15 protein-coding genes are annotated in these 15,795 nt (G+C 43.6%); 7 read left to right on the plus strand and 8 right to left on the minus strand.

Annotation, left to right across the window (positions count from 1 at the left end; all coding sequences use genetic code 11):
* Positions 1–3: 3 nt before the first annotated feature.
* Positions 4–1,323, minus strand: a complete 1,320-nt coding sequence (locus CH376_RS15475) for a radical SAM protein (RefSeq protein ID WP_100786419.1) — start codon at positions 1,321–1,323, stop codon at positions 4–6.
* Positions 1,324–1,524: 201 nt separating this feature from the next.
* Here CH376_RS15475 and CH376_RS15480 point away from each other — a divergent pair, with 201 nt between their 5' ends.
* The 4 genes from CH376_RS15480 to CH376_RS15495 all read left to right on the plus strand — a co-directional run bounded on the left by CH376_RS15480 (position 1,525) and on the right by CH376_RS15495 (position 6,038).
* Entirely contained in the window at positions 1,525–2,730 is a 1,206-nt protein-coding gene (locus CH376_RS15480) for a PQQ-dependent sugar dehydrogenase (protein WP_100786420.1), read from the plus strand.
* Between the two features lie 99 nt (positions 2,731–2,829).
* Entirely contained in the window at positions 2,830–4,008 is a 1,179-nt protein-coding gene (locus CH376_RS15485) for a lipoprotein LipL45 (RefSeq protein ID WP_100786421.1), read from the plus strand.
* A gap of 576 nt (positions 4,009–4,584) precedes the next feature.
* Positions 4,585–5,733, plus strand: coding sequence for a ferric reductase-like transmembrane domain-containing protein (locus tag CH376_RS15490; protein ID WP_100786422.1), 1,149 nt, complete (start codon positions 4,585–4,587; stop codon positions 5,731–5,733).
* The gene (locus CH376_RS15495; protein WP_100786423.1) at positions 5,727–6,038 is read left to right on the plus strand and encodes a cytochrome b5 domain-containing protein; all 312 of its coding nucleotides are present in this window, start codon (positions 5,727–5,729) and stop codon (positions 6,036–6,038) included. Before CH376_RS15490 ends, CH376_RS15495 begins: the two co-directional genes overlap by 7 nt.
* Positions 6,039–6,124: 86 nt before the next feature.
* Here the strand turns inward: CH376_RS15495 and CH376_RS15500 are convergent, their stop codons facing one another.
* Complete coding sequence (locus CH376_RS15500) at positions 6,125–6,421, minus strand: hypothetical protein (RefSeq protein ID WP_100786424.1); 297 nt, start codon at positions 6,419–6,421, stop codon at positions 6,125–6,127.
* Positions 6,409–7,314, minus strand: coding sequence for a lipoyl synthase (lipA, locus tag CH376_RS15505; protein WP_100786425.1), 906 nt, complete (start codon positions 7,312–7,314; stop codon positions 6,409–6,411). The genes CH376_RS15500 and lipA overlap by 13 nt, the downstream gene beginning before the upstream one ends.
* A 117-nt stretch (positions 7,315–7,431) precedes the next feature.
* Between lipA and CH376_RS15510 the strand changes: the two genes are divergently transcribed.
* Genes CH376_RS15510 through CH376_RS15520 form a run of 3 tightly spaced genes read left to right on the plus strand, consistent with a single transcriptional unit; the run spans position 7,432 to position 10,627 of the window.
* Entirely contained in the window at positions 7,432–8,169 is a 738-nt protein-coding gene (locus CH376_RS15510; RefSeq protein ID WP_100786471.1) for a pseudouridine synthase, read from the plus strand.
* Positions 8,166–9,584, plus strand: coding sequence for an MBOAT family O-acyltransferase (locus CH376_RS15515; protein ID WP_100786472.1), 1,419 nt, complete (start codon positions 8,166–8,168; stop codon positions 9,582–9,584). Before CH376_RS15510 ends, CH376_RS15515 begins: the two co-directional genes overlap by 4 nt.
* A gap of 8 nt (positions 9,585–9,592) precedes the next feature.
* Positions 9,593–10,627, plus strand: a complete 1,035-nt coding sequence (locus tag CH376_RS15520; protein WP_100786426.1) for a DUF1574 domain-containing protein — start codon at positions 9,593–9,595, stop codon at positions 10,625–10,627.
* Between the two features lie 414 nt (positions 10,628–11,041).
* Here the strand turns inward: CH376_RS15520 and fsa are convergent, their stop codons facing one another.
* The 5 genes from fsa to purN all read right to left on the minus strand — a co-directional run.
* Positions 11,042–11,686, minus strand: coding sequence for a fructose-6-phosphate aldolase (fsa, locus tag CH376_RS15525; RefSeq protein WP_100786427.1), 645 nt, complete (start codon positions 11,684–11,686; stop codon positions 11,042–11,044).
* Between the two features lie 623 nt (positions 11,687–12,309).
* A complete protein-coding gene (locus tag CH376_RS15530; protein WP_100786428.1) occupies positions 12,310–13,035 on the minus strand; it encodes a hypothetical protein in 726 nt (241 codons plus the stop codon).
* Between the two features lie 30 nt (positions 13,036–13,065).
* Complete coding sequence (locus CH376_RS15535) at positions 13,066–13,692, minus strand: hypothetical protein (protein WP_100786429.1); 627 nt, start codon at positions 13,690–13,692, stop codon at positions 13,066–13,068.
* A gap of 1 nt (position 13,693) precedes the next feature.
* Positions 13,694–15,229: a bifunctional phosphoribosylaminoimidazolecarboxamide formyltransferase/IMP cyclohydrolase gene (gene purH / locus CH376_RS15540; protein WP_100786430.1), complete on the minus strand. Its 1,536-nt coding sequence runs from the start codon at positions 15,227–15,229 to the stop codon at positions 13,694–13,696.
* Between the two features lie 3 nt (positions 15,230–15,232).
* The coding region (purN, locus tag CH376_RS15545) for a phosphoribosylglycinamide formyltransferase (protein ID WP_100788182.1) at positions 15,233–15,795 on the minus strand (563 nt) is incomplete at its 5' end.

The raw sequence follows: 15,795 nt of genomic DNA on the forward strand, positions 1-15,795 counted from the left end.
TTTTTAATTTCTTCCACCGTAACCGATCACATCCATAAAAGCCGAAACGGAAAATACGGCCTTTCCAGGTCCGGGTTCGCCGTAGCCGGGAGGAACCGGTAAATTATACTTTTCGAATGTAGCTTTCCAGACTGTCAAAAGTTCGCAGAAATATTCAAGAGGCGGCCCGGCTTGTGTTCCTAAGGTCGTATACGGCTCGGGGCACCAGGCAGTAAAACGAGGCATGATTCCCTTGGACATAAAGAAATCCAGACCTTCTCCGGTGGAAGCGATCGCTTCTGCGACCGTTGCAAAACCGTAGGGTTTGGAAAGTTCCACTCCGCCCACAAAGTTCGGGATCACGTAAGAAGGTCCGAACACTTCGGCGGAATCCACAACTCTTCGAATCCAATTGTCTCTTCCGATATAAGCCTCTTTTCCGGGGCATATTTTTTGAAAGAGATTCTTATCCCAGACTTCGTAGTTGGGATGATAGACTTGAATTCCGGCGTTTTTAAATTTTTTACAATCCTCGATTTCCCAGGCCTGGGAAACGATTTTTCCCATCCATCTTCCGGGGAATTTAGATTCGATGGCCTGAGCGTAATCCAAGTAGAAATCGATCTCGTTCTTTTTCTTTAAGGAAGTGATGACACTTCCTCCTGTGATCGTGTAAACCTTGGCGGTTTTATCTTCGGCGTCGATCCAAGAAAGAACTTCCAGAATGTCTTCTATGTCCTTTACGCCGGTGTAAGGTCTTCCGGCATTCTTCTGCTGACGATAGTTATGATTGATATCGCAGTAGGCGCATTCCTCTTCTTTTCCGAAATACTGACAGTTTCTGAAAACCGTAAGATAGATCAGATAACCCCATTCGATTACCGGAGCGATTTCGCCCGGAAGTTTTCCGTTCTGAGTTTTGTGTCTGTACCATGCGGGAAGAGGAGGAAATTCTACGTTTCCTAAAAAAGTTTCCCCAAGATAAAGAGAAGGTTTTCCGTCCTGCGATTTTTTGACTTTGTAAGGAGAGTTCGGGTTGTTGCGGGTGGAGATCACGGTCGGAAGGAGATTGAAGTGACCTCCGGAAACCTTGATCTCTTCGGGCGCCTTAACGTCCGCACCTTCACTCAATTCAGAAAGTGGAATATGATCAAAAGAGAATATAAAGTAGTCTTTGGTCTTATATTCGCCGGTCACTTCGAACGCTTCCTTGAGAAAGTGAATTCCTTGTCTCAGGATGTCCTGTTTTACGATGGCTTCCATCGGAATGGATTTGTATTTCCTCTCCATTTCTTCGAGGAGGGGAATGGTAGAACTTTGGCGGATTGAATCTGTGACTTCCATCTCTAATTAGACAATCTTCCCGAAGGAACCGAAATTACACGCAGTTTTTTTGAGAGAGAAACCTCCGTTTTTGATCAAACCACGTTTCTGTCGTTCTCGTTCTAATCGTTAAATAGAAATCGTTTCGCGTCCTAAAAACAAGTTTCTTTCCCATTTGTGAAATCCTGTTGACCCACGGAGGGAAAAAAGTAGGAAAGAATCATGTTTTTTAAAACTACATCGTTTCGCGTCTTCCCTCCGGTCTTTTTGTTCTTATTTGCCTCCTTCCATTCTTCGCTCCTCGCAAAGAATCCAACCGGAGCATCTAAAAAAGTTTCCAAGGAATCCAAAATCTCCGCGATTCCCTGGTATACGACCGTTGCGGGGGGATTTCAAGAACCTACGGACATTCAATTTTTTCCAGGCGATTCCAACCGGATGATCGTTTTGGAAAAACGTGGTAGGATGGTGGAATTCGATCTCGCCAAAAAACAAAAAACGATCCGCGCCGACTTTACGGGACAAGTGGAAACTCTTTCCGAGGAGGGACTTCTCGGACTTGCATTTTCTCCGGATTTTGCGACGGATTCTAAATTCTTTGTTCACGTAGTCGTAAAGGAAAACGGCAAAGATCATTCTAAAATTTTAGAATTCGAATGGAAATCCGATTCTATTCAAAGAATCGAGGACGCAAAACGGACCGTATTAAAAGTAGAACAACCTTATTCCAATCACAACGGGGGTCAGATCGCCTTCGGACCGGATCGAAAACTCTATATCGGTTTTGGAGACGGGGGCGGCGCGAATGATCCTTATAAAAACGGACAAAATCCGGGAACTTTCTTGGGAAAACTGCTCCGTATTGCACCGAATTCTAAACTTGTGGGCGCTCCTTACAAGGTTCCGGAAGACAATCCTTTCCTAAGTAAACCCGGATATTTACCCGAAATTTGGGCGTATGGACTCAGAAATCCCTGGAGATTTTCCTTTGATTCCCTTACCGGGGAATTGTATTTAGCCGACGTAGGGCAAAATTCTTTTGAGGAAATCGACTTGGTTCAAAAAGGAGGGAACTACGGGTGGAATATCAAAGAAGGCTTTCACTGTTTTAAGTCCAATCCAGGGTGCTCGTTACCCGGAATCGCGGACCCAATCCACGAATATCCGAGGGAAGAAGGGCATTCTATCACCGGAGGCTACGTTTACAGAGGCAAGGAACTCCCTAAACTCGTAGGTTCCTACGTTTATGGAGACTTTGTTACGGGAAGAATCTGGGTTTTGAGGCAGAAAAATGGTAAAAAAATATCGAATGACCTTCTCTTCCAGGTACCATTCCAAATTAGCACCTTCGGACAGGACGGAAAAGGCGAAATTTATTTTGCCGATTTTGGGTCAGGAAATATATTGCATTTCGTAAAAAAAAATTGAAAGAATTGGAAAATCCGATTATGTTGCCTGTTGAGTAACATAGATAGAGGCTGCCACCACCGCAGTCCTGTTATCAATCCAATCTTAAGGAAAATGGGTATGAAGAAGCTATTAATCGTTTCCTCCATCGCTTTGACCGCCGGAATTCTGGTGTTCAGCGCATGCAAGAAACCTACCGAAAATTCCCAGGCAGCCACTACTGGTAAAGAAAACAGTCCCTCGGCTGTAGTTGTTTTCAGCGTTGGAGAAGCTAAAATTCTTCACACTGACTTAACGGAAGAAAAGGCGACTTTGGGCGCGAGTTTAAAGACCGGCGACAAAGTAACTACAAAAGAAAAATCTAAAGTTGATATTCAATTTGCAGACGGATCCGCGATTCGTATCTCTGAAAATTCAGTAATCGATTTTGACGCTCTTTCTATCAATTCGAAAGGAAACTCCGATACAAGATTGGCTCTTGTTTCCGGAAAGGTTTTCGCGAAAGTGAACAAGGCTTCCAAAGACGATCAGTTTTCCGTGGTTACTCCGACCGCGATCGCTGGTGTGCGCGGAACTTCCTTTATCGTAGAGAGATCTAAATCCGACAAAGCCACTGTAAAAGTGTTGGACGGTGCGGTTGCAGTAGCTCCTCGCGTCGCCGCTCTGGAAGGATTGAGCGACGAAGAAATTGCGAAGAACGAAGATCTGAAAAAGATCCAACAATCTCTTGCTTCTTCCGAAATCGTTCTCGAGAAAAATCAAGCTTCCGTAATGAAAGCGGATGATAAATCTCTTGATATCAAAGATACTTCCAAAATCGGATCTAACGTTGAGAAAAATATCTCAGGCGTTGTTAAGAAGTTGGATAATTCCGGAATTTCCAAAAAAGACGAAGAAGAACTTAGAACAATCGTAACCGTCGACAAAGAAACTTCCGAGAAAATGGTTCGTATCAACGAAGAATCTTCCGGAAAAGTGGACGAACAAAAAGCGGCCGCTCTCGAATCTGAAAGAAAGAAACTTGAAAGTGAAGTAGCTTCTCGTCAAGAAGAAGAAGCTAAGAAATTCAAACAAGTTTTGATTTCCGCTCCAAAAGAACTGAAGTCCAGCAAAGATATCGTAAACTATTACGAAAGAATCGAAAAGATCGTAATGACTGACGGATCTTCTTTGATCGGTGCAATCGTTGATCAACAAGGATCCACTATGATCGTTCATACCGAACAAGGTATTAAGAAGATCAATCAAGCGGATGTCCAAGAAGTGATCTACGACTTCCAAACGAAAGCTAAATTCTGATAACAGAGACTGAACCTGAAATCAGGTGGAAAAAACCCGGGTGTAAAAACTCGGGTTTTTCTTTGTACGGACAATTGTTTACACAAATGAGTTGGAACAAAACGAGAGGATGTTCCACGGGAAGAAAGTTTGTTTATAACGCCTATTGTTAGAAAGCCTACCGACAAGTTGGAGAACAATGTAGATTCAACAGAATCCCAGTAGAAATTTTTGTAGAAGCTCCTACATTTACGACTTTATACTTGCAAAAAGTATGATTTTCTGATAGAAAGAAGTCTGCCCGGAGTTTTCCACCACCGAAACTCAATGATTCGCTCCCTACGAGTCGCTCATCACCCCTCCACCCGAACTCTGAGTGGGGCGCGCGACGTTTTACGAAGAATCGTCGGAGTTACGACAGATTCTTTTAAAGATTCCGTTCACTTTGTGGATAAGGTTCTGCGCAGCAAGAGGGTGGTGATCCGACGATAGTTTCTCATAGAGTCACTTATCGTTTTAGAAGAATTCCCCTTGCGATTCTGGATATAGATTGTAAGAATTGAATCCAGGACTTAAAACGGAAACACAAAGCGAAAATTGGAATTCTTAGAGATCTATCTACCGATTCTCGGTCTATTGCTATTCTCCATCACCTTCTACTTGGCTTTGAAGTTAAAAAGTCTGTCCTCTTTCTTAGATGGGATTTCTTCTCAATACCGCTTACACCACTGGTTTGGAATTTTTACGACGCTTTTCGTTTTCGCCCACGTCATCTTTGAGACCGTTTCATTTCCGGAAATACTTATTATCTGGGATGAACCCTCCGTCTTAACGGGAGAGATCGGCTTTCTGATCTACTCGTTGAGTATTGTCTTCGCATTTTGGAAGTTGGAAAAATATCGCCCCTGGTTTGTGATTCATCTTTTTTTGATTCCTTCGTATTTCCTCACCGTCATTCACGGTTATCTCTTTCTTTCCGAAGAATCTTCGCACAAGATCTTATTTTTCATTTGTGTAATTTTGGGTCTTGGAAGTATTCTCGCGATTCTTCTTAGAAACTGGAGTGGAAATTGCTGGAAAATTCAAAAGATAAACCGAATCTCCGATTCTTCCATTGAATTGGATCTGATCCCTGAATCCGAAAAACAAATATCCCGTGAAGAATATACAGCGGGCGCGATTCTTTATCTCCGTTTTTTAGGAAAAGAATACTCTTCTGATTGGCATCCTTTTTCGATCGCCTCCTGCTCAAAAAGCGATTTGCTTCGGGTAAGAATCAAAAGCCTAGGAAAGGATACAAGACAGTTGTTAAAATCGATTCCCGGAGACAAAATCAAAGCATTGGGTCCGTTTCAGGAGTTGAAAATCGATTGGCAAAAGGATCAGGTCTGGATCGCGGGTGGAATCGGAATTGCCCCTTTTTTAGGAAAAGCGAGATGTTTAGAATTTCGTTCCTCCGGGAAGATTCAACTTTTGTATTTTTTTTCGGATCCAAATGATTTATCTGTCCGAGCCGAGTTGGAAGAAATTTCAAAAAAATATGCTCAGTTTCAATATCGTCTTGAAGAGGTTCCACAAAAACAGCATCCGGATCTTTCCATTCTGAATCCGTATTTTTCTAAAAATACAAATGCGGAATATCTTATCTGCGGACCGCCAATGTTTATGAAAACCGTTCGAAGATACTTGCACTCTCAAGGTATTTCAAATAAAAAGATTCATTCAGAGGAATTTTCCCCATGGTAAAATATTTTGTTATAATCGGAGTTTGTCTCCTAACGCCCGTCTGGCCGAAAGATAAAACCATCTCAATGGAAGAATTAAAACTTCACAACACGAGTACAAGCTGTTGGATCCTGATCGAAAAGAGCGTTTACGACGTTACCGAATATATTACCGTCCACGACTCCCTTCGATACGATATTCGGAAATGGTGCGGGACCGATTCCACAATGGCGTATTCAAAAAAAGATCAATCCGGAAAAAGTCATTCGAAAAAAGCCGACTTACTTTTAAGAAAATACAAAATCGGACTCTATCAGTTCGATTGATTTTTTTGAATCCGAAGTTCTAAAACTTCCTTTTTACCTTGAGAGTTGCTACGAACGATAAATCCATTCTCCAAAATAAACTCGATTCAATCGAACTTCTGATTCCAAAGCGAAAGAATCGAATCTAAAACTTCTTCCATATCCAAAAGCATTACTTGCTCTTTCCAGTGAAGAATCATCTTATTTTTTCCAAAACGATTGATTTCCGCCCAGTGCGCCGAAACTTCCGGGATGAGGTTGATCGTCTTTTCGAAAAGATCCTTTACTTCGGATTTGCTAACCGGACCTTCTTTTCCGGAAAGAAATTGAATGATCGAATGATATAAGATTTTCTTAATTTCCTCGGGCGGAGGTTGAGCTGTAGAACCTTCTAAAGAGCCCATGAGACTTGCTCGTCGGCGTGATACGAACTTCTTACCAAAGGACCGGAGAAGACTCCCTTGAATCCGATGGACTTTCCGTAGATTCTCAGTTCCTTGAATACTTCGGGGGAAATATATTCTTTTACGGGAAGATGCGTCGGAGTCGGCTGCAGATACTGTCCCAACGTAAGAAGGGAAACTCCGACCGCCGCGAGGTCCCGCATACATTCTTTGACTTCTTCTATCGTTTCTCCCATTCCCAAAATCAAACCGCTCTTCGTCAGAAAGCCTTGTTCTCCGGCGATCTTCAGTACTTCCAGGGATCGGTCGTATCTTTTTTGAGGAGCTACTTCCGGAAAAAGTCTTTTTACCGTTTCTACGTTGTGATTGAATACGTCGGGCTTGGACTGAAAGATGATTTCTAAAGATTCCTTCTTCACTTTGAGATCCGGAACCAAAAATTCGATCTTACAATCGGGAAGGCCTTCTCGGATTTTTACCAAAGTTTCCGCAAAGTGCGCGGCTCCACCGTCTTCTAAATCGTCCCGATTGACTGCGGTGAGGACGACGTGTTTGAGCCCGAGCGCGATCGCGGATTCCGCTACTCTTTGCGGTTCTCCTTTGTCGAGAGGTTTCGGTCTTCCGGAAGCAACGTCGCAATAAGAACAACGCCGCGTGCAGATATCTCCTCCCAACATATACGTCGCGGTCTTGCGGGACCAACAATGATTGAGATTGGGACAGGACGCGCTTTCACAAACCGTATTGAGTTTTTTTTCTTCCAGAGATCCTCGCACGATCTCGACCGGATTGTTCCCGGGATCGGGAAAGGTAAGTTTTACTTTGAGCCATTCCGGTTTTTCAGGAGCTTCTTGGATAGAATGAGTGCGGGGCTTTTTTTTAAGAGGATTCATCGTAACTTAGACCGAAAAAAGATCGGACCTTACGCTTCTATCCTGGCCGGGCGAAGAACGAGGTCAACGAAGTTTTAGGTAGAAGATTTTCGGAATCTTTCTGAAATGGATGAATCGATGAAGTCTCAGGACGATTTACCCCCTAAGGACGGAATCCGACTCAATCGCTATCTCGCGGATTGTGGTCTTGGGTCCAGAAGAAAAGCAGAAGAGTGGATCCTCAAGGGACAAATCGAGATCAACGGAAAACAAGTCACCGATCTTGCGGTCCGTGTCCTGCCGGAGATCGATGTGGTTTCTTTTCGGGGAAAGGTGGTTCGACCGGATCGGGAACCGAGACAACTTCTAATTCTCAACAAACCTGCAGGTTATCTTTGCTCGCACGGGGACCGATTTCACGAAAAGACGGTCTTTTCCATTCTTCCGGAAAAGTTTAAAAATTATAAGATTGCGGGAAGATTGGATTTAAACTCAAGGGGACTTCTTCTTTTGACAAACGACGGCGAGCTCGCGCAGAGAATTTCCCATCCGTCCAACGGTTCCGAAAAGGAATACTTAGTCCGGTTGAAATTCGACCCGGGAGAAAAGGAGATCCAAGCCGCTTTTCAAAAGGGGATTTTAGATGCAGGGGAAATTCTGCGTGCGAAGATGGTTAAACTCGTCCCCGGGAAAGACTGCGTCTATCGAGTGATTCTCGGAGAGGGAAAAAAAAGACAAATCAGAAGAATGTTCCACTCGTTGGGAACACACGTGTTGGATCTGCAGAGGATTCGAGTTGGATCGATTCAATTAGAAAAGCTAAATCTTCCGGAAGGTAAATATCTTCTGAAAGACGCGGTTGGGGTTTGGGAATGAATTTTTTAAGCATAGAATTTCTTTTATTTTTTTTAGTCTTCTACTTAGTATACTGGAACGTTCCGGAAAAAAGCAGAAAGTATCTTTTGATCGCAGGTTCCGCATTCTTTTATTCGGTTTTCAGTTTCAATTTTCTGCTTCATCTCGCCTTGATCGTTTTCGCCAACTGGGCTCTCTTTCATTTTTGGAAAGAAAAATCCTGGTATGTAAAGTCGGCGGTGACCCTCAATTTAATCAACTTGGGTCTATTCAAATATTTTTATTTACTCATGGAGTTTGTAGGTTTCGTTTTTTCGATTCCCGCGCTTCAAGAGAAGACGACGTTGGATGCAAAGTTATCCTCCGCGTTCGGACTGACCGGATTTGAAGTCGTACTTCCCGCGACGATCAGCTATTACACGTTTCAACTGATCTCTTTGGCTGTGGATTCGAAAAGAGAGGGATTTAACAAAGACGTTTCCCTTTCCGGATTCTTTTCTTATATATTCTTTTTTCCCGTGATGATTGCGGGACCGATTCTTAGATACGATCAGGTATGCGATCAGTTTGCAGCTCCCTCGATGAGTCCATCCAAACTTACGGAAGGACTCTGGTTGTTTTTGAGAGGTCTTGTCAAAAAAGGACTTTTGTCGGCGGCCGTTGTACCTTTGATCGCTCCGGCTTTCCTTTCTCCTAAGGATTATTCCGGCTTGGCGCTTTTGTTGACCTGTTTTCTTTTTGCGATGAATCTTTATTTCGACTTCTCAGGGCTTACCGATATGGCAAGAGGGCTCGGAAAATTGATGGGATTCGATCTTCCTGAAAACTTCAAAGCGCCGTTCTTTTTTCAGAGTTTCGGCGATCTTTGGAGAAGGTGGCACCTAACGTTTTCCTATTGGATAAGGGATTATATCTACATACCTTTAGGCGGATCTCGAAAGGGAGAATTACGAACTTCGATTAATTTTATCGTAACGTTTATGTTAGGCGGACTTTGGCACGGAGCGAGTTTGAATTTTCTTTTTTGGGGACTTCTCACGGGGGTTTATCTTTCACTGGAAAGACTCTTTGAGGTTCAGAAATGGAAAATTCTTCCGGAGGTTCCTTATCTCAAACCGACGCTTCGATATCTTTTCGTGTTGCTTGTCTATTCCATTTCCTGGACTTTTTTCTTTACTCCCGATTTTAATTCTGCGATTTCTTCGATAGGTAGAATTCTAACGTTTCAGAGAGGACAAGAGTTAACCGGACTGGAAAGCGGGATCTATATGCTGATTTTCGTATTTCTTTTTCATGTCTCCGAAGAATGGCCCGAAAAATATTCGGTTCCTGAAAAATGGCGCATGAGATTGCTGCCGGTCCTGGGACTTGTTATTCTTTTTGTCATGGTTGGAATGAACGCGGGTAACGCGGACTTTTTTTACTCTAAGTTTTGAGCGGTATTATGAAACGAATTTATATTTATTACCCGGTTATCTTTTTGATTTTTGTGTTTTGTTTGGATAAGATCTTTACGATCGAATATTTCCGGAAGAATTTTATACAAGCGGGAAACACCGTCTATTATACGCAGAGAAAATCCTTGTTTGAAAAAATGAATCGAGACAAGGATCTTAAAGAGCGTTCTCTTGCTTTGGCCTTCGGAGATTCGAGGGCTTATCCGTATTCTGTGGCGGGAATGGATAAAAAGCTTCAGAAGGATTGGATTCTTTATAATTTTTCCGGTCCGCAGGCGGTTCCCGCGTACGGCTTTTATTGGTTTGAAAAGATCCTGAAACAGGGAATCAAACCCAAGTTGGTTTTTTACGTGGTGAGTCCGGAAGGTTTTGATGATACGAAGGGAATGTATTATGACCCGTTTCTAAAATACGGAGCCGACGACGAATTCATCTTAAAATATTTGGATCATATTTCCATAGAGGACAGAAAAAAACTCTTTTTAGACCGTCTATTTGCCGTTAGACGAATCAACCCGGATCTCAAGTTATTTTCCAAAAGATTGCAGGAGGGAAAGTTGTCCGAGTACAATCCTGCCTTGAACACGGATTATCTCGTTCTCAATCTAAATCACGGAGAGCAATTTGCTTATACTACTTTTTTCAACGATCCCGATCGTCTGGAAAAGGACGCGATTCGAATTCGAAATTTATATCTTTCCAGTTTTACGCTCGGTCAGACTCAATTTTATTTTGTGGAACAATTTCTCAAGTTAGCGAAGGAGAACGACGTAAAAGTCTATTTGATCTGGCCGAAAGTGTATGAAACGTATCGTAAGAGATTTTACGAATTGGAAATGGAAAAAACCTGGTGGCCAAAGGTCAAAGAACTTTCCAAACAATACGGAGCGATTCCGGTGGATTTGAACACGCAGACTTCTTGTGATTTGTTCTACGACGCTTCCCATCAATCGATCATGTGCTTTTTAGAATCCATGAAACTGATGATGGATGATTACTACGGAATCAAAAAAAATCCCTGACGGATATATCGGGCTTTCCGTTACAAAATGGAATTGTTTTGGAAAGGAAGTTCCGAAGACGATTCCGGAGAAATTTTTTAAAACTTAAATTTGTATTCAAGCGGGCGCTTGAAAATTTGAGAGATGGATGGATTTGATTTTCGAAGACGAATTTCGATCTAGGTAAAACCGTTTTGAAATTACTGAATTCTACTAAGAACGGATCTGAAATCCGGCTGCAATGCTTTTTAGAAAATCGGTTTGTCGAAAACGGAGTAAACGATAGAGATCTAACGATTCTATTGTTTGCATTTGGGTTTGAAAAATCGAGGATATCCGAAAAATTCTTAAAAAGAAACTGAAGGTGGAATCGAAAAACATATTATGAATCCTTAAAGTTTCAAAGCCCTCGCTCGAGGGCTTTGAAAATAGAAATCACCACTTCAGTTTTTTGGCATCCTCTAAGAATTTTTCCAAACCGATATCCGTGAGCGGATGTTTGAAAAGCTGCAAAAACGCGGAATGCGGCATCGTCGCGCAGTCGGCTCCTCTGAGAGCGGATTCTTTTAAGTGCATCGGCCCGCGGATGGACGCAGCGAGAATTCTCGTATCGTATCCGTAGTTGTCGTAGATCTCTCTGATTTCGGAAATAAGTTCCATACCGTCCCAGCTCGTATCGTCGACTCTTCCGATAAAGGGGGAAATAAAAGTCGCTCCCGCTTTTGCGGCGAGTAGCGCCTGCGGCGCCGAGAAACAAAGAGTTACGTTCGTTGGAATATTCCTTTTCGTGAGTTCAACGACAGTCTTGAGACCTTCGGGAATCAAGGGAACTTTTACGACCACGTTTTCCGCGATTTCGACGAGTTCGAGCGCTTCCTTCAGCATACCGTCAAACTTGGTTGAGAGAACTTCAGCGCTCACTGGGCCTGGAACGATCGCACAAATTTCCTTGATGACTTCTTTAAAGTTTCTTCCGGACTTTGCGATGATAGAAGGATTGGTTGTGACCCCGTCCACCAGACCGTAAGATGCGATCTCTTTGATTTCATCGATATTGGCTGTATCTAGATATAATTCCATGATAAAAGGCTCCTGAAAAATACGTGCTTAGATCATGGTTGGAAAGCTAGGTCAAGGTCAATAGAATTTTGAGCAAATCCGCTCCTTTTGAAAACGAGATTCTCTTAGGAAAGTTGAATTCGAATTCTACTCGATTTTTGTCAATCGGCAACCTGCGGAGTTCGATCGGAGAGTCTATTTCTCCTCGGATTGAAAGTTTTTATCTCGCGACCGCTTTTAATTCGAATTTGAGATGCCGATGGAAAACGAATATTTTCAGATCGCGAAGACGTCCGCTTCGCTTCCTGAACTTAAGAACTTCGCTCTTGTCGAATGACCCGTAGGGAATGAGACACCTGAGTTTCCCTGGATCGCGAAGACGTCCGCTTCGCTTCCTGAACTTAAGAACTTCGCTCTCTATGGATCGCGAAGACGTCCGCTTCGCTTCCTGAACTTAAGAACTTCGCTCTCTATGGATCGCGAAGACGTCCGCTTCGCTTCCTGAACTTAAGAACTTCGCTCTCTATGGATCGCGAAGACGTCCGCTTCGCTTCCTGAACTTAAGAACTTCGCTCTCTATGGATCGCGAAGACGTCCGCTTCGCTTCCTGAACTTAAGAACTTCGCTCTCTATGGATCGCGAAGTTAAGGAATCAAGTCACGAAGCGTTTTGATTTCTTCGGCGTTAAAAAATTCTTTGTATTCTTTTTCGATTTGGAATTTAATAGAGGAACTGAAATAGTCGACCCTTCTTGTGAAAGGCATTTTTTTATAAGATTCTTTCCACTGAACGATATAACCGCCCTTAGGTGGGGACTGTTTTTCGTCGGTTTTTTCCCAGAGAACCGCGCCGCCGATCTTATTTTCTGCTAAGGCTTCCTTCTTCGGCTTTCCGTATTTTTGTTCCAGTTTTTGTTGGACTTCCTTTCCGGGAAGATAACGAAACAAAACTCCTACGGAAAATAAAATTCCCGGAGCCGAATGATTTCCTTCGTCCATTTCCGATTTGTTTTCCGCAGTAGCGCTTGCGGTTTGACCCTTAGGTCTGGAATCCAAAACGATCTTTGGAGTAGAATAAAAACGATAAGAATAAAGAATCCCGTTTCTTCGAATCAGAAGTGTTTTTTCCTTATCTTCAAAAACGATCTCCACTTTTTCGTCGTTCTGAGGGTTTGTGGAAAGAGATAAGAATTTCTCGCGAAGGTTCGCATAACTTTCTCCCCAAGAAGATTCCGCAAAACCTTCCAAAAGATTGAAGGCCTGTTGTTGGGTATTATTCGGTTGTCTCCGATTGGGACCTTCGTCCGGCAACTGAGCAAACAGGGCAGCGGGTGCGATGATGAAAGTAAGGAGAAGAACGAGAATTCTCATATTCTAACTATCGGCAGTTTTTTGGGAAACTTATTCAGATTCTTCCTCGTAAGAAGGCTTTTTCGAACCCGAGAAATGAATTCCACCGATCTTCACCTTTCCGTTCCAGCGCAGGACGAGTAAAACCGCAATGATTCCAACGTTCGGAAGTACGAACAAGAATGGGATTTCATGAAAAAGTCCGTACACCGCAAGATTGGAAGCGATGACTGAAATCGAACATCCGCTGATTACGGGCACTTCTTGTTCGAAAAAACGGACCAAAAAATGATTGGGACTCGTGGATGGAAGATCCTTTAAAATAAGTTCCACCAAAACGCCGTAAGTTGTAAAGAGAGTCACGGGAAGTAAAAAGGAAAGAAAGAAATAATTTCCAAACGCGTCCGCGTAGTGAGGAGCTCCGATGATTCCTCCCATCAAAGTCCAAAGATAGGAAACAAAAGCGGAAATGAAGAATGCGATCGCTCCGTACTGAAGGCTTCCTCCGGATTCCAAAAGTTTGAGTAGTTCTTCCGGAAGAATTCGGATCCAGTCTACGAGTTCCATCCTTTCAAAGGAATCTCTTCCTGAGAGAAATAGGAGTTTGAAGTAATAGCTCACAAGAACTAAAACCCCGGCTACAAATCCGAAGAAGATGAGATAGAGTAGAAATTCCATATCAGTGTCTGAAGTGCCTCATACCCGTAAAAACCATAATCAATCCGTGTTCGTCCGCGGCTTGGATCACTTCGGGATCCCGTACGGAACCGCCCGGTTGGATGATCGCCTTCGCTCCCGCCTTTGCGAGTGCGTCGATTCCGTCCCGAAACGGAAAGAAAGCGTCGCTGGCAACATAAGAACCCACGACGGAAAGTCCAACGTTTAACGCTTTGTTTGCGCCCAATTGAACCGAGTCAACTCTAGACATCTGACCGGCGCCGATTCCGAGAGTCGCGTTTTCTTCGGTATAAACGATCGCATTGGATTTGATAAAACGTACGCAGGACCAGGCAAACATCAGACCTCGGATATCTTCCGCAGTCGGTTGTTTTTTACTCACGATTTTGAGATCTTTCTCCGTGATCGTCGTATAATCCCTGTCTTGTATAAGAAGTCCATGATGGATCGGTCGAAGGTCGAGTTCGTCCAAGGCTTCTTTGAAGTCTTCGATCTCGATAAGACGAATGTTCGGCTTTTTGGAAAATATTTCCATGGCTTCCGGGGTGAACTTCTGAGCGATCACACCTTCCACAAAATTTTCTGTGATGACGGTCGCCAATTCTCCGCTTACGAGTCCCTTGATTCCGATCACACCTCCGAAAGCGGAGATCGGATCCGTTCTTCTAGCGAGCTGATACGCTTCGAGAGGATCGTCCGCGTAAGCGATCCCGCAAGGGTTCAGGTGTTTGATGATACAGACCGTGTTTTCCGGAAGAAGACTCGATATATGAAAGGCGGCGTCGAAATCCAACATATTGTTAAACGACAACTCCTTCCCTTGCAAAGGAGAGAAGTCGCTCTTCACAAAAAGAGGTTCGTAAAAAGCGGCGGCCTGGTGCGGATTTTCACCGTATCTGAGTTTTTGTTTTTTTAAGAAAGAAAGATTGAGAACGTCCGGAAAAACATCGCCGGCTTGTTTGTCAAACCAGGATGAGATCGCTGTGTCATACATCGCAGTATGAGAAAAGGCTTTCCTCATAAACTTCGCTGACACTTCTTCGGAGATTCCTCCGGAGGAAATCAGGGATTGAGCCTCCGCGTAGTCGTTCGGATCCGTAAGAACCAGGGTATGTTTGTAATTCTTCGCACCGCTTCGGATCATGGAAGGCCCGCCGATATCGATGTTCTCGATCGCTTCTTCCAATAATACACCGGGTTTGGAGACAGTTTTTAAGAACGGATATAAATTCACGACAACCAAATCGATCTTGGGAATCTTCAGCTCGTCCATTTTTTGTTTATGGGCCGGATTCGAGGTCACTCCTAAAAGTCCGCCGTGAACTTTAGGGTGTAAGGTTTTGACTCTTCCGTCCAGAATTTCCGGAAAGCCAGTGTAATCATCGATAGCGATCGCGTTGATTCCTTTTTCTTTCAGAAGTTTGAGGGTCCCGCCTGTGGAAATGATCTCCACTCCGTTTTGATTTAAGAATTGCGCGAACTCGACTAAACCGGATTTATCGCTGACCGAAATCAGGGCTTTTTTGATTTGTATCATTTTCTATTGAATGCTGACCTTTCTATTTTGGATCTGAAGCCGACCCTGGCAAAAATACTGAACCGCGAGTGGCAGGATTTTATGTTCCTCTTTGAGAATCTCCAGAGTCAAATCTCTTTCCGACATTCCCTCCTTGATTTTCACAACTCCCTGCAAGATCACCGGACCGGAATCGACTCCTTCATCCACAAAATGAGCCGTACAACCGGCGATTTTTACTCCGTATTCAAAGGCTTGCTTTTGGGCGCCCAAACCGGGGAACGCGGGTAAAAGAGAAGGGTGAATATTGATGATCTTGTTTGGAAAGGCTCTGATAATTTCGGGTTTCAGAATCTTCATATATCCCGCGGTTACGATCAGATCGGGTTCTAGTTCTAAGAGTCGATCGAGAAGGGCTTTGTGATACGCCGCCTTGTCTTCGAAGGATTTGAAATCCAGAACTTGCACGGGAAGACCGAATTCTTTTGAAACTTCCCGGGCCTTGCAACCGGGGTTGTCCGTGAGAAGGGCAATTCCGGTCCCGGCGATTTTGCCTTTTTTTACATTTTCGAGAACGGCTTTCAGAT

Source organism: Leptospira adleri (genome assembly GCF_002811985.1).
Taxonomy (GTDB): Bacteria; Spirochaetota; Leptospiria; order Leptospirales; family Leptospiraceae; genus Leptospira; species Leptospira adleri.

Excerpts from the sequence above, each read along its gene's own strand:
- CH376_RS15475 (WP_100786419.1), bottom strand. The coding sequence starts at position 1,323 with ATGGAAGTCACAGATTCAATCCGCCAAAGTTCTACCATTCCCCTCCTC.
- CH376_RS15480 (WP_100786420.1), top strand. The coding sequence starts at position 1,525 with ATGTTTTTTAAAACTACATCGTTTCGCGTCTTCCCTCCGGTCTTTTTG.
- CH376_RS15485 (WP_100786421.1), top strand. The coding sequence starts at position 2,830 with ATGAAGAAGCTATTAATCGTTTCCTCCATCGCTTTGACCGCCGGAATT.
- CH376_RS15495 (WP_100786423.1), top strand. The coding sequence starts at position 5,727 with ATGGTAAAATATTTTGTTATAATCGGAGTTTGTCTCCTAACGCCCGTC.
- CH376_RS15500 (WP_100786424.1), bottom strand. The coding sequence starts at position 6,421 with ATGGGCTCTTTAGAAGGTTCTACAGCTCAACCTCCGCCCGAGGAAATT.
- lipA (WP_100786425.1), bottom strand. The coding sequence starts at position 7,314 with ATGAATCCTCTTAAAAAAAAGCCCCGCACTCATTCTATCCAAGAAGCT.
- CH376_RS15510 (WP_100786471.1), top strand. The coding sequence starts at position 7,432 with ATGAAGTCTCAGGACGATTTACCCCCTAAGGACGGAATCCGACTCAAT.
- CH376_RS15515 (WP_100786472.1), top strand. The coding sequence starts at position 8,166 with ATGAATTTTTTAAGCATAGAATTTCTTTTATTTTTTTTAGTCTTCTAC.
- CH376_RS15520 (WP_100786426.1), top strand. The coding sequence starts at position 9,593 with ATGAAACGAATTTATATTTATTACCCGGTTATCTTTTTGATTTTTGTG.
- fsa (WP_100786427.1), bottom strand. The coding sequence starts at position 11,686 with ATGGAATTATATCTAGATACAGCCAATATCGATGAAATCAAAGAGATC.
- CH376_RS15530 (WP_100786428.1), bottom strand. The coding sequence starts at position 13,035 with ATGAGAATTCTCGTTCTTCTCCTTACTTTCATCATCGCACCCGCTGCC.
- CH376_RS15535 (WP_100786429.1), bottom strand. The coding sequence starts at position 13,692 with ATGGAATTTCTACTCTATCTCATCTTCTTCGGATTTGTAGCCGGGGTT.
- purH (WP_100786430.1), bottom strand. The coding sequence starts at position 15,229 with ATGATACAAATCAAAAAAGCCCTGATTTCGGTCAGCGATAAATCCGGT.